Annotated in this window: 16 protein-coding genes; 9 read left to right on the forward strand and 7 right to left on the reverse strand. The window is 40.1% G+C overall.

Translation table 11 applies throughout. From position 1 onward, the window contains the following. Nucleotides 1–80: 80 nt before the first annotated feature. From CVD23_RS22590 to CVD23_RS17620, 3 genes are all read right to left on the reverse strand, one after another. Entirely contained in the window at nt 81–206 is a 126-nt protein-coding gene (locus CVD23_RS22590; RefSeq protein WP_257985647.1) for a hypothetical protein, read from the reverse strand. 124 nt (nt 207–330) lie between these two features. Next, nucleotides 331–468 carry a hypothetical protein gene (locus tag CVD23_RS22060; RefSeq protein WP_180955707.1) on the reverse strand — a complete coding sequence of 46 codons (138 nt, stop codon included), beginning with the start codon at nt 466–468 and terminating at the stop codon, nt 331–333. A gap of 101 nt (nt 469–569) precedes the next feature. After that, nucleotides 570–758 (reverse strand): hypothetical protein, encoded by a 189-nt coding sequence (locus CVD23_RS17620; protein WP_180955708.1) that lies wholly within the window; start codon nt 756–758, stop codon nt 570–572. Between the two features lie 132 nt (nt 759–890). On the opposite strand from CVD23_RS17620, the gene CVD23_RS17625 reads away from it, so the two are divergent. After that, the gene (locus CVD23_RS17625; protein WP_101578646.1) at nt 891–1103 is read left to right on the forward strand and encodes a cold-inducible protein YdjO-related protein; all 213 of its coding nucleotides are present in this window, start codon (nt 891–893) and stop codon (nt 1101–1103) included. 133 nt (nt 1104–1236) lie between these two features. On the opposite strand, the gene pepF is transcribed toward CVD23_RS17625, so the two are convergent. Both pepF and yhfH read right to left on the reverse strand, forming a co-directional pair. Then, nucleotides 1237–3051 (reverse strand): oligoendopeptidase F, encoded by a 1815-nt coding sequence (pepF, locus tag CVD23_RS17630; RefSeq protein ID WP_101666716.1) that lies wholly within the window; start codon nt 3049–3051, stop codon nt 1237–1239. Between the two features lie 188 nt (nt 3052–3239). Then, complete coding sequence (yhfH, locus tag CVD23_RS17635) at nt 3240–3374, reverse strand: protein YhfH (protein ID WP_101578648.1); 135 nt, start codon at nt 3372–3374, stop codon at nt 3240–3242. A gap of 211 nt (nt 3375–3585) precedes the next feature. Here yhfH and CVD23_RS17640 point away from each other — a divergent pair, with 211 nt between their 5' ends. Both CVD23_RS17640 and CVD23_RS17645 read left to right on the forward strand, forming a co-directional pair. After that, entirely contained in the window at nt 3586–5745 is a 2160-nt protein-coding gene (locus CVD23_RS17640; protein ID WP_101666717.1) for a PAS domain S-box protein, read from the forward strand. A gap of 241 nt (nt 5746–5986) precedes the next feature. Next, nucleotides 5987–6775, forward strand: coding sequence for a 3D domain-containing protein (locus tag CVD23_RS17645; protein WP_101578650.1), 789 nt, complete (start codon nt 5987–5989; stop codon nt 6773–6775). Nucleotides 6776–7072: 297 nt separating this feature from the next. On the opposite strand, the gene CVD23_RS17650 is transcribed toward CVD23_RS17645, so the two are convergent. After that, on the reverse strand, nt 7073–7852 hold the full coding sequence (locus tag CVD23_RS17650) for a hypothetical protein (RefSeq protein WP_101578651.1): 780 nt from the start codon (nt 7850–7852) through the stop codon (nt 7073–7075). Between the two features lie 274 nt (nt 7853–8126). Beyond that, nucleotides 8127–9233 carry an MGDG synthase family glycosyltransferase gene (locus CVD23_RS17655; protein ID WP_180955709.1) on the reverse strand — a complete coding sequence of 369 codons (1107 nt, stop codon included), beginning with the start codon at nt 9231–9233 and terminating at the stop codon, nt 8127–8129. A 152-nt stretch (nt 9234–9385) separates the two neighbouring features. On the opposite strand from CVD23_RS17655, the gene CVD23_RS17660 reads away from it, so the two are divergent. The 6 genes from CVD23_RS17660 to CVD23_RS17680 all read left to right on the forward strand — a co-directional run bounded on the left by CVD23_RS17660 (nt 9386) and on the right by CVD23_RS17680 (nt 13591). Next, nucleotides 9386–10201, forward strand: a complete 816-nt coding sequence (locus CVD23_RS17660) for a metallophosphoesterase (protein ID WP_101666718.1) — start codon at nt 9386–9388, stop codon at nt 10199–10201. Nucleotides 10202–10595: 394 nt separating this feature from the next. Continuing rightward, entirely contained in the window at nt 10596–11069 is a 474-nt protein-coding gene (locus CVD23_RS17665; protein WP_101578654.1) for a hypothetical protein, read from the forward strand. A 109-nt stretch (nt 11070–11178) separates the two neighbouring features. Then, entirely contained in the window at nt 11179–11331 is a 153-nt protein-coding gene (locus CVD23_RS22065; protein WP_180955710.1) for a hypothetical protein, read from the forward strand. Between the two features lie 187 nt (nt 11332–11518). Then, entirely contained in the window at nt 11519–12481 is a 963-nt protein-coding gene (locus CVD23_RS17670) for a DMT family transporter (RefSeq protein ID WP_101666719.1), read from the forward strand. Nucleotides 12482–12646: 165 nt separating this feature from the next. Beyond that, nucleotides 12647–13060, forward strand: a complete 414-nt coding sequence (locus CVD23_RS17675) for a hypothetical protein (protein ID WP_101578656.1) — start codon at nt 12647–12649, stop codon at nt 13058–13060. A gap of 285 nt (nt 13061–13345) precedes the next feature. Beyond that, nucleotides 13346–13591, forward strand: a complete 246-nt coding sequence (locus tag CVD23_RS17680; protein WP_101578657.1) for a hypothetical protein — start codon at nt 13346–13348, stop codon at nt 13589–13591. Nucleotides 13592–13697: the final 106 nt, after the last annotated feature.

A 13697-nucleotide genomic window follows, 5' to 3' on the forward strand; every position in this document is an offset into this window, starting at 1 on the left:
GAAAAAGCGAAAAAACCCTGCCGATAGTTCGACAGGGGTGATGATCAATTGAATTGAAGAACTCTTCCTTAATCGCAAAATCAAGGCGATTTCTTTCCGTTACGGACGATATGGTGCCGGGAAAGTGTTCCTTTCTTCATTAAGACAAATCCGCCTTCAAATGCAATGCCGTATACGATTTTTGGAGATGCTGTTAAGACTCTCAATTGCTAATCCATCCCTTCTGTATAGTATAGACGTTGCTTTATTCTGATACCCTTTCTCCTGAAAAATAAACTTACGGTGAAAATGGGCAGCGAACAAGAGGGGTAAAGCCGACGCGCGCTTTCCCTATTTGTCCAATAACTTCCTGGCAAGGAGCTCCTTAACTTGATTGTAGGACAGGCCGGACTGGCGATTAAGCCTTTTCACTTCCTCAATATCTGTTCCGACAACTGTATACTTTTTGTTCTGCTCTTTTTCAATCATTGATATTCTCCTCAAGTAAGTGCCTTTTAATCGAAAATTCATAATCACAAGGCTTCTGTATAGGCATCACGGGCAAATAACGATTAATAGGCACTTTTCGCTTATAAATTTTCATTTTGCTGGCGAATTTCCTCGCCGCCTATGATGGCATTGGCTACTTCAAGATCCTTATGGCTGTCGACAGAGTCTCCAGGTATATTTTTTAAATTAGGATAAGTATCATCGTTCTGAATGGTTATAACAGGTTGTTTAGGTGCATACGTTAAATACTCTTCAGTTTTTTTCGCCAAGTTTTCACCCCTTTTTAAAAGTTTCTCATCCTTAGCTAACATTATTCATAAGTCTGTCGTCATTTCGCGAATTTCAAAATCAGGTAATTTTTTTCGGTATAAAGATCATACTAATCGAAAGGGGGCTTGCCAATGTATTTTTCAAAGAAGGCAACTGAAGAAATACAAAACATCATTGTTGATACAAGTGTGTATTCCTGCGAATCTGATTCCTGCAATGGCTGGATGAGGAAAGAGTTTTCCAGCGACGACCTGAATTGCCCGATGTGTGGCAGCGGAATGAGAGAGGAAATGAGGCAGCTTCCAGAAATTCGAACGGATTTTAACCCGTTTAAATACAACTGAGTCATTTTAAAACTGCACAGGCCTTGGCTACGAAGTAACATGCCTAATAAGAGAACTTTATTCAATAATAAGCAATCTTGAATTTAATACAAAAAGCCTGCCAAAAAATAGGCAGGCTTTTTTATGCACTCATTCAGGAATAGCTTTTTTCCAATTCATCGACCAATGTGCCGACGTAGGAAACGGCTTTTCGAATGGCGTCAGGCTTAGACATATCGACACCGGCATGCTTTAACAAGTCAAGAGGACTTTTTGTTCCGCCTGCTCTTAATACATCGAGCCAGCGGTCAACGGCAGGCTGACCCTCTGATTGGATTAGCTGAGAAACCGCTGTTGATGCGGTAAGACCTGCAGAATAGGTATAAGGGTACAGTCCCATATAATAATGAGGCTGGCGCATCCACGTCAGGCTTGCAGCTTCATCGATATCAACTGCGTCACCCCAGAAACTTGAAAGCACATCAGCTTTTTGCTCACAGAGCACTTTGGCAGTGAGCGGAGTACCGTTTTCAGCCAGATTGTAAACTCTGCGCTGAAATTCTCCTTCAAGAAGATGGGTAACAAAATTATGATAGTACGTTCCGAGAAGCTGGAGAGCGACCCAACGTCTCATTCTTGTATCTGTTGTATTCTTTAATAAATGGTCCCCAAGCAACAATTCATTCATCGTTGATGGAGCTTCAACAAAATATGTTGACGGACGAGTGTTCATAATTCTTTGGTTTTTGTTGGCCAAGTAGAAGTGGCCTGCATGCCCAAGTTCATGTGCCAGGACAAAAGCGCCCCGCATCGTATCTGTCCAGGTAATTAAAATGTAAGGGTGGACGCCAAATGGGCTGGCACAGAAAGCTCCTGTTGATTTACCAACATTATCAGCTAAATCAACCCATCTTTCTGTCAAGCCTTTCTCCATAATCTCGGAGTATTCCGGACCCATTACTTTCAGTGCTTCAAGAATTACTTTGCTCGCCTCTTCATAGGTCGTTTTTGGACTGAACTCCGGATCGAGCGGAGCCTTTAAGTCACAAAACAACATTTTCTCCAAACCTAACTGCTGTTTCTTTAATTCGGCATAACGGCGCATATGCGGAGCAAGTTCAGCCTGGATAATATCCAGTTGGTTATTATACATATCGAGGCTGACTTTTTGCGGATCCAAAAGCATATGCGTAACCGATTCATAGTTGCGCAACCGTGCGAGCGTCACTTGCTTTTTCACTTCGGTGGCATACGTAGCGGCAAAAGTATTTTTATACTTCTGCAGTGTCTGGACAAATGATTCATACGCTTTTCTGCGAATAGCTGTATCAGGAGAAAATTCGTAGCGATCTTCAAAAAGGGCAAACGAATTAGGAAGTTCATTTCCTTCATTATCTTCGACAGGTGAAAACTCCATATCAGCTGATTTACTCGTCTGATAAATTCGGTACGGTGCGCCATGAACTTCTCCCAAAGAAGCGAGAACTTCTTCCGTTTCTGCGGAAAGTTTGTGTTTCTTTCCTTCAAGAAGCTCAGAAAGCTGCCTATCAAAAGGCTGGAGCTCTTTGTCCTCTTGTAAGTAGGATTCTACTAAACCGTCAGGGAAGGAGAGGATCTCAGAGTCGATAAAAGACAAAGCGGCATTTACATCGGCAACCAGGGCGGATAACTTGGAGAAATTCGCTTGGTTTTCCGGGCTGCTGCCATCCTCGGATTGGCGCAAGCTTGCATATGTACTGACTCGGACCAATCTGATAGATAAATTTTCCTGGGCCAACAAGCAATCGCGCAAATAATTTGCACCTTGTTGCAGTTTTCCTTTAAATTGTTCGAATGAAGGAAGGGCATTGTTAATTTCATTTAACTCGTTTTCCCACGCCTCATTTGAAACGAAAAGATCTTGCAGATTCCATGTTAATTTCTCTGGTACTTCTGAGCGTGTCAAACGCTTTTCCACGGTTTTTTCCATAGATTATGACCTCCAAAAAGTATTTCGTAACTCTAACTAAATTGATTATACATGAACAAATCCAATTTGAATATATTTATCTCAATTTTTTGAATTCACTTGTTGTATAAATAGCCGGACTAGGCGAAAGCGGTATTTCAGGCATAAAAAAAGGGTGAGATTTCTCCTTTCTCACCCCGCTACAGATATTATTCTTCTTTCTTCGATAGGCAGCGATCGCATTCCATTAGGTAGGATTCTGCTTGTTCGAACACTTTTTCACCACATTCCGGACAAACCTTTTTCGGTAGAGTGCGGAAAAACTCGACTGGACTTTGCAACATGTTAATTCCTCCTTTTTATAATACAGTTTATTTATTGTTACCCTGTTGTAGTACAGTATACACGATTTTTCTTAAAATTGTGAAGTTTTTTTTAAAAAAAGTTAATTTTATCACCAATTAGTGAAAACTTTTTAATAACACTTTCCAAAGGAAGGGAGTTTACATTACAATCATAGTAATAACTATGTTTGTAGGGAGATTGATCGATTGCATGGACGAAATGATTGGGTCATTTAATCCGCTTCTTATTTTTATCGCTATCCTATTGACTATTATGGCCTCATACACAGCTCTTGATTTATTAACTTTGATTAAATCCTCCGAAAGAAACAAGCGATTTTTATTTGTTGGCAGTAGCTTCTCGATGGGCATCGGAATTTGGGTGATGAACTTTTTTGGAATCCTTTCTTCAGAGATCACCGGTACGTCGGCCTATAATATTTTGATCATCGCCTTTTCAATGCTGGCTGCGATTTGTTTAACGGGAGCTGGCTTTCGATCATTAATGATGCCCGTCATAAAACCGCTGCACCTCGTTACCGGAAGCAGTTTCCTGACACTTGCAGTTTTATCTGTTCATATACTTGGCCTATATTCCTTAAACTTAACGGTAGAGTTTAATGTTCTACTGTTAAGCATGTTAACATCGCTCATTTTCGTCTCTTTCTTCTTTTCACTCTGGATCCTTTTCGCCTCGAAAAACTTCTCTGATGAAAACCGGACCTGGCTGAAGCCGATTAGTGCACTGATCATTACAGCGGCAATTGTTGAAGGCTATTTTATGCTGAATCGGGCTTTATTCGTTTCCACGAAAGAAGGAATCGGATTGCAAAGGTCATTTCCTGAAACAAGCATCATGTATTTAATTCTTGTCATCACCGTGATCATTCTGGCAGGATTGATTGGTTCCAGTACACTTATCAGCAAGCGGCTTCTCGTATCAGATGCCAACTTAAAGGATATTAAAGCTGCTCTTGATGAATCGTCGATTATTGCGATTACCGATTCTAAAGGGATCATCACGTATGTAAATGATAAGTTTCTTGAAATCTCAAAATATAGCGAAGATGAGCTGTTAGGGAAGGATCATCGAGTCGTAAATTCTAGTTCTCACTCTAAAGAATTTTTCCGCAGTCTATGGAGAACGATAGGGCAGGGCAAGGTTTGGCAGGGTGAAATCCGCAACAGAGCAAAAGATGGAACTTTTTATTGGGTCGATACGACGATTGTTCCGTTTCTAAATAAAAAAGGCAAACCGTTTCAATATGTTTCAATACGCAGTGATATCACAGGTCGAAAAAGTACGGAAGAGCATTTGAAAAATACGTTGAAAGAAGTCAGCGACATCAAGTTTGCGCTCGACCAGTCTTCGATTGTTGCTTTTACCGATAACAAAGGCATCATTACAAACATAAATGAAAAGTTTTGTGAGATATCAAAGTACAGCCGTGAAGAATTGATTGGGCGCGACCATAGTCTGCTTAATTCCGGTTTTCATTCGAAGGAATTCTTCAAGCAGCTCTGGAGCACGATTGGGACAGGTGATGTATGGAAAGGGGAAATTCGCAATAAAGCGAAAGATGGATCCTATTACTGGGTCGATACGACAATCATTCCCTTTTTAAACGAGCGGGGCAAGCCTTATCAATACCTCGCGATCCGCAATGATATTACGGAAAAGAAACAAGCGGAGGAAATCCTCCATCGCCAGGATAAACTCGCTGCAGTAGGGCAGCTTGCGGCAGGGGTTGCCCATGAAATTCGCAATCCATTAACTTCTTTAAAAGGCTATGCTGAATTTCTTCTGCTCGACGAAACGAAAGAGGAACGGAAAGAATTTATCGAAATTATTTTAGACGAAGTAGAACGGATTAATACTATTGTCGAGGATTTTATGGTACTTGCTAAACCAAAAGCGGCCCGGCTTGAAGAAAAAAACATCATTCCGGTCATTCAGGATGTCCTTGCCCTGCTTGATTTTGAAGCGAGAAAAAAGCGCGTGAAACTGCATTTTGATTTTCATGAAGACATTGTCCAAATCGAATGTGATGAAAACCGTCTCAAACAAGTATTTTTAAATTTCATCAAAAATGGGATTGAAGCGATGCCAGATGGCGGTGAGCTTCACGTAGGAACTAAACTGAGGAATAATACCGTTCATATTTCAATTCAGGATACAGGCATCGGCATTCCTGCGGAAAAAGTGAAAAAAATTGGCGAGCCCTTTTTCACTACAAAAGAGAATGGCAACGGTCTTGGATTAATGGTTAGCTTTAAAATCATCGAAAGCCACAAAGGAAAAGTTTATATTGAGAGTGAGCTAAATAAAGGCACGACCTTTAATATTGTCTTGCCTGCTAAAACCGCATGAATTGTTTATTAAAAGTTTAATCGAGTAGACGCTGACCATATTGGTGAGCGTCTTTTTTGAGAAAAACATCCAGTCGAGAGAATAAGCTTAATAGAAAATTCACTGTTCAGACTTTATGTAAAACTCCTGTTATGTGGCTGTTAAGTTCGTAACGCAATTATCATCGTGCTGTTCTTTTTCTGAGAAAAATACGTGTTATGATTGATTGCGTTAACTTAAACAAGCCATAGGAGGTTATCAAATGAAAAAACACATTTATTCCATGCTCGCAGCTGTGACCATCTCTGGTGCAATCGGAGTTAATGCTCAAGCTGAAGAAGTGGTTGTCGAAAAAGGAGATACGCTATGGGCACTTGCTCAAAAGTATGAAATAGCGGTTAGTGACATAAAGGAATGGAATGCATTATCAAATGATCTCATTCGTCCCGATGATGTATTAACCGTTTCTCCGGTAAAGAATTACATAGTAAAATCCGGTGATACTCTTTGGGAAATCGCAAAAGATCAAAAAGTGAATGTTGACGATCTTTTAAAGTGGAATAACTTAAGTTCCGATATGATTCACCCGGATGCCAATCTTGTTATTTACTCAAATAAGCAAGCAGCGGTTCCGGCAGCTCAAGTTGTGGCAGCGGCAGCCCCCGCTGAACAACCAGCAAGGGCAGAAGTTGCCGTAAATCCGGCACCGGCTCCAGCACAAACCAAACCAGAACCAACTCCGGCTGAGCCAGAAAGCAACGCAAAGGAATTGACTGTAACAGCTACTGCTTATACAGCGAGCTGTGAAGGATGTTCGGGTGTGACTGCCACCGGGATTGATTTAAATGCCAACCCGGACGCAAAAGTGATCTCTGTTGACCCTAATGTCATTCCGTTAGGATCCAAAGTCTATGTTGAAGGTTATGGTTATGCGGTTGCAGGAGATACAGGAGGAGCCATTAAAGGAAACGTGATCGACATCTTTATCCCTGATAAGCAGGAAGCTGTCAATTGGGGAAGAAAGCAAGTGAAAGTTCAAATATTAGACTAATAGAGTAAATTTCACAATGTAATAAGCTAAACCGAAAAACGAATGAAATTTTATACAATAAACAGAAGTATGGCGCAGGAAAAGAATAATATCTTAATCTTAAATAATTGTTCGTTTTACAATTAAAGAATTGCTTTATGAAATTCATTCAATATCAAAAAACTGCCTTTTGGGCAGTTTTTTTATGCGTCTTGTTCATTGACCAGCAGCACCATCAGTCCATCCTCAATAACAAAAGAACTGCATTGGCCGGAGGGAGTGGAAACGTATCATTGTTTGCCTTTTTTGCCGGTTTTATCACTTTCCAACAGGCGTTTTTTGTTGTGATTTGCTTATGTGCTGATCTGTATCAGGCCCTTTTTTTCGTGAAACCATACCAAAAAGAAAACCGGAGGTCAGCTTAAAATGCTTTTCAAGCTTTTCTTTTAACGACAGGACTTGTTCAAACAAGCTCTCTCTTAAAAATTCAAGTTGTCTCATCACTTTATGTGTTAAAGCATCCTGTTCATCGAGCCGTTCCATCACGGTTCGATGGTAGATTTCCTCTGTATTTAGTTTATTTAATATTTCTTTCTCCATTTCCTGCTGGCTTTCCAGTTGTTTTGCAAGACCTTCAGATAGTTCTTCACTTTTCTCGAGTTTATGGGCAAGTCCTTTTAGCGAATCATCCTGAAAAGAGAGCTGATCGAGAATCGCTTGATTGATCGCTTCATCGCTTTCGATATTTTTTGAGACCTGGTTATTGAATTTTTCCAAAAGCTCGAGCCTTTGTAAAACTTTCTGATTAACAACTTCCTGGTTTTGGAGCAGATCCAACATTTGCAAGGCAAAAAGCTCTTGATCATCAATTCTCGTAAACATTCCTTCGAAATAAAGTTTTTGTTCTGTTGCAGAGCTTTTAAGAGATGAATCAACATGCTGGACAGACTGATTGATCATAGTATTGATCGCCTGCTGTTCTTCAATAAAATCGGCGAGGAGATTCCTTTGAAAAATAGTTTGATTGGATGTTTCGTTTTCCGGTACTTCCTGAATATATAGACGGGGCTCTAACTGTCCATTTAAAAATAGGTTCATCGAAACACTCCTTTCGAAGCCTTAATCATTCACTAAATTAATTTATTTTATGTCACCAGCCCTATAGATGAGACAGCTAAACATTGAATTGGGATAAATGCCTAATGATGGTACAATGCCTGGCAGATTTAACAGGAATTTGCCGTAGGAAACGAATAATACCATGTTAATTTTAAATAACTGTTCGTTTTTCAATTAAAGAATTGCTTTATGAAATTCATTCAACTAATAAAAATTACAACAAAACAGGACTTTGGAGTCCTTTTTGTTGTTTTCATAAGCGCTTGTATAAGTACTCGACAACGCGGTTAAAATCCTCATATTTTTCCAAAAAGGCTGTCACAGTCTCTCTATGCTGATTTCGCAGATGATCGTTTTCGAGAAAAGCAATAATCTCTTCTTCCATGCTTTTTATCATAAGGCCGCGGGGAAGCTCGAGTACGAGTTTGTTTTCCCTTAAAAATGCTTCATTAATTTCTTCCTGTCCCGGTAAGGCCCGCAGCAGTAGAATGGGGAGTTTCTTCACCAGGCACTCGCTTATCGTCACACCGCCAGGTTTGGTAACCACCAAATCCATTTCGTCGTACAGACGGTTCATTTGTTCCCTTGATTCAATGTACTCAAGCGGGACAACCGACGGGCTGGCGAGTTTCTTCAGTTTCTGAAATAGCGTTTTATTTTTTCCGCAAAGGACAAAATATTTCATCTTTTGTGACGGAATCAGCTTGCCACAAAGGTCGCCAATCGAACCAACGCCTAAATTTCCTCCAGTAATCAGGATATTAAATGTGGCCCGCCGTTTACGGTCCGGCACCTGCCCATTAAATGTAGGATGGACAGGAATCCCGGTCACGATCACCCTCGCCGCATCAATCTGTTTTTCAACAAGAAAACGCTTATGTGTAACACTTGGTACGATATGTAAATCAATATTTTTAATTCCCCATACTGTATTAATGAAAAAGTCTGTGTAGGAATTTACTACAAAACCAGTAAACTCCCCGTTGTTTTTAAGAACATTGAGCAAATAGGAGGGAAGGCAATGCGTACAAATGACAATATCCGGGTTCTCCTCGGAGAGCAATTTTTTCATGCTTTTTAAAAAAAGCTTTTCATAAAACAAAAATGATTGGTCCGGCTTATCATTTAAATACGCATTCCTAATATAGATTTTGCTATAAAAATCTGGCAGCATTTTAATCGCCCAAAGATAAAGAGCAGAAGTCATTTTTTCCAATCTTTTCGACGTGTAATGAAATAAATCGACTGTTTTACACTGCATAAACGGGTCCGCCTTTTTTAAGTAGGCGGCTATTGCATCCGCTACCTGGTGGTGGCCTGATGATATTTGCAAAAATGGCAATAGCAAAACCTTTTTCACGAAAAACATCCTTTTTTTGTTTATTTTCCTACATTACAAAACCGATTATGCGGATGAATCGATATTTTCCACCAGTAACCGACCATTGCCATCAACTCCCACTAGGCCTTTCAACCTATCCCTACTATACTAATGAGTGGGGAGGAGATAAAATGTCAATTTATTTTTTAATGATTATAGTGGTCTTTCTTGTCCTGGTATTTTATAAAGCTAATAGAAACACAAGCAAAGTAGCGGTTAATTCAATTACGGTGGCACGCACAAATCTGCAAATATCAAAAAAACAACTACGTATTCTGCATTTGTCAGATCTGCATCTCGAAAATATTTCAGTAACTCCTGCAGAGCTGTTTCGAATTATATCAGATCAGCCGGTCGACCTGATCGCTTTAACAGGGGACTTCCTTGACCGGAAACGAACCATTACAAAACTGATCCCCTATCTTGAAGTATTAAAAAGCCTTAAACCCCATTATGGAACTTACGCCGTTTTCGGCAATCACGACTATATACTTAAAGAAAAAGATTTTAACGTATTAAAACAAACACTTGAGCAATATGGGTGTAAAACACTGCAAAATGAGCATTGCACAATCGAACTAAATGGGGAAAAGCTGAATATAATAGGAATTGATGATTTTAGTACAAAGCGCAGTGACATCGCTAAAGCGTATCATGGGTTGCCTGACGGTTATCATCTCGTCATCACTCACGACCCGAATATCGTTCTTGATATGAAAGATTATCATTATGATTATTTACTTTCTGGCCATTTTCACGGTGGGCAAATCCATTGGCCTAAGCCATACCATTTAGTAAAGATGGGCAAGCTTGTCCGAATGAATATGGTAAAGGGCTTGCATTATCATCATGGAAAACCCTTTTACATTAGCGAAGGCTTGGGACAGACCGGTGTCAATATACGAATCGGCAGCCGGCCGGAAATTACCTTCCACGAAATAGGCTAACTTAATGTTGTTAGCAGAACGGTACCAAAATGGTGCCGTTTTTTTATATGAGTCAATCTCAAAATGTAATAAGTTAAACCGATAAAAGAATGAAGTTGTCTAGATATACAGGAGTATGCCGTAGGCAAACGAATACTGTCTCAATTGAAGTAACTGTTCGTTTTTCACTTTATGAAACTCATTGATAATAAATATTTTCTGAAAGTTGAAAATATTATAGTGGTAAAATATTTTATTTCGATTTTCGAATAAAATCCTTGCAACTTATGCGAATAATGGTTAAATTAAAAATTGTCAGTCGACATTTTTTTTGCGTGCTACAATAACAATATGCAGAAGAATCGGGACGTCTGATCAGGTATTTTTGATGAAAAAAAGAAACGGAGAGAGAGAAATGAAAAAAATTTTAGCATTATGTATGGTTGCCTTATTATTATCGGTAATCGGGGCATGTTCAAATGACAAAGCTGCCTCAAATGGAGAGGAAGCAAAGCAAGCGGAAAATAAAACAGATGATAACCAAAAAGCAGTAAAATCTGCGCTGCTGACTTATCAAAACGACGTTATGAAAGAAATTCGCACCATGGAAGCTGCCTTTACAGATGAAGAAAAGGACTTAAATGAGGCTCTGGCACAGTTCGGGAATAACGTGTCAGAGATTGCACTCCCAAAAGAATTAAGTGCCCAGAAAACTGAACTTGAAGCAGCAACTGGGAAATTAAAAGAATATTATACGAATAAAATAAACGGAGAATCAGCAAACACAGAACAGACAGATGCACTAAAACAGGAGTACATCGATCAAATCACTAAAGTATTCGAAGATGCAAAAGCTATACCACCTTCTTTTGATGGAGTCTTTCAATAAACGAACCGCAAAAAACCCGGATTTTTCGGGTTTTTTTCATGATTAAATTCTGGTAAGGAATACGCCTGGCGTAGTCGGAAAAGCTAAGTTGGAAAGGAGCTGGTTATTGATGAAAAAAAAGGAGCAGGATACGAAGGCTTCAATGGCACCTGGCTTGGATATGGACGAAGAGCTCGATGCCGAGGCAACCGAACGAGAGATTGAAATGGGAGAGTTTACAAATGTTACAACACTCTCCCTTGATGAAGTAGATCCAAGTTAATTGAAGAAAGCAAAAAACTGCCAGCTCGTTCCGGCAGTTTTTTGTAAGTGACAATTCTAATTGATTCATGTATCATTTTGGAAAATACTAAAAAATCTCATTGGAAATTTTGTAATCGACATGGATGTCTGATCAGGTGTCCATGACCATCCTGAACTGGGATATGGTTTGAAAGGGGGGGAAAGGGTTGTTCAATAGATTAAATAAGCGGACGACTGGTATCATTCTGGTATTGGCAGGTACAACCCTGTGGGGTGTTTCGGGAACTGTCGCGCAATTTCTTTTTCAAGAAAAAAATTATCAAGCTGATTGGCTTGTCGTTGTAAGGCTCCTTATTTCCGGAATGATTTTGCTGGCTTTATCAGGGGCAAGACAAGGGAAGAAGAAATTATTTAGTGTGTGGAGCGACAAGAATGGCTGGTTAAGCATCGTTCTGTTTGGTCTTGTTGGAATGCTCGGAGTCCAGTATACATATTTTGCGGCAATTGAAGCAAGCAATGCTGCCACAGCTACACTTCTCCAATATTTAGGCCCAGTTTTTATCACTTTGTATCTAGCTTTACGGACAAAATCATGGCCTGGCATAAGGCAAATAATTGCTGTCATACTGGCGTTAGCGGGTACATATCTGTTAGTGACGGCGGGAACACCGTCATCTCTGGCGATATCGGGCACGGCATTATTCTGGGGATTAGCTTCCGCCTTAGCACTTGCTTTTTATACCGTTCAGCCGCTTAAATTATTGAAGGAACATGGAACTATTTCCGTCATCGGCTGGGGCATGGTAATTGGCGGTATCGGGATGAGCTTTGTCGCTCCTCCATGGGAAGTTCATGGCGAAGCGTCAATCTCGGCTGTACTGGCGATTCTGTTTGTAATACTTTTCGGAACCTTAATCGCATTTTTTTGCTATTTAGAAAGCCTAAAGTATCTGCAGCCATCAGAAACGAGCTTGCTTGCCTGCGCAGAACCCTTATCTGCTGCGCTGCTGGCTGTAATCTGGCTGAACACCCCTTTTGGTTTGGCGGAATGGGGAGGCGCGGTTTGCATTATCATTACCGTTATTCTATTATCAAGCGCTAAAGAACAAAATCGTCAAGTCCCCGAGGCGAACACTGGGGATGGACAACCGACTAAGTTCTCAATTTGACCAGCTTGGTACATAAGGGTTATTAGAACAAACAGAAAATAGTTCCGCATTCCTTTTAATGGAATGCTTTTTTTACGAAAAAACAGCGAAATATAGGGTATGAATGATCTTTTTCAAAAAGGGTAAAGATTGGTACTAAACACTTAAAGAAGGAGATGGACATCGATGCATAAATTCTTTGTGTTGGTAGGCATCGTTTTTTTACTCACTGGATGCGGTGGAGAAGCAGGTGAAAAGCCGGAACCAAGCAGACCAGTTGAACCGGAACAAGGCGAAAATCCTACTGCAACAAATACAAAAGGTGAAGCCGAACCGCTAACGTTAAATGAATTGGAAAGTCGAATTACGGTCAATATGAATTACGATACTTATGCGGCAGAAATACAATCCTGGGCAGAACAAGGACAGGCTTCTATTAAGGAAACGGTACAATTGCCGGAAGACAAGGAGGGGTCCACGGCCGATATCATTCAAGTAGCCGATGGATTTATGGGCGTGGCAAACAATGGGCAAAAAATAACCGATGTAAAAATATTCATGTCAGTAGACGAGGCAATTGACTACTTTGAAGGGCAGTGATAGGTCGCCTCCCAACCAGGGAGGTTTTTCTTTTATTTTAAGAGTGAATTTCATAAAAGCATTCTTTAACTGAAAAACGAACGGTTATTTATAGTTAAGACAGTATTATTCGTTTCCTACGGCATACTCCTGTTAATTTAGACAACTTCATTCGTTTTTCGGTTTAGCTTGTTACATTGTGAAATTTACTCTTTAAAACAGCGATATTTTTTCCCGGAAATAGGCAGCCCGTCTAGCACATTTTGATCTTTTACATATTATAAAAGGAAAAAGGGAGGGATATCAATGTCAAAGAAGAATCGGAAACGGACAGTCATTGATGCTGATGAAGTAATCATTCGGACTGATCGAGTCATTATTGATGACGGCGAGCGCCATTGGCGTCTTGATGATGAGTGGGAAGACCGTAGTGAAAGCCGGGATGACCATGAGGAACACCATATTGACAACCGAAACAAAAATAAAAAGAACAACTCCGAAGATAAGAATGATAACGAAAAGAAACAGCGCAGGGGTTTTTCCTGGATTTAATAAACTGAGATGCAGGCTGGATTTGCCTGTGTCTCGTTTTTTATTTTTGCGTGCCCAGCAAGCCGTTAATTGCTAGTTGGTGAAAGTCCAACCCGAGTAAGTGTCA

The sequence above is a fragment of the Bacillus sp. V33-4 genome, assembly GCF_002860225.1.
Lineage (GTDB): Bacteria > Bacillota > Bacilli > Bacillales > Cytobacillaceae > Bacillus_BJ > Bacillus_BJ canaveralius.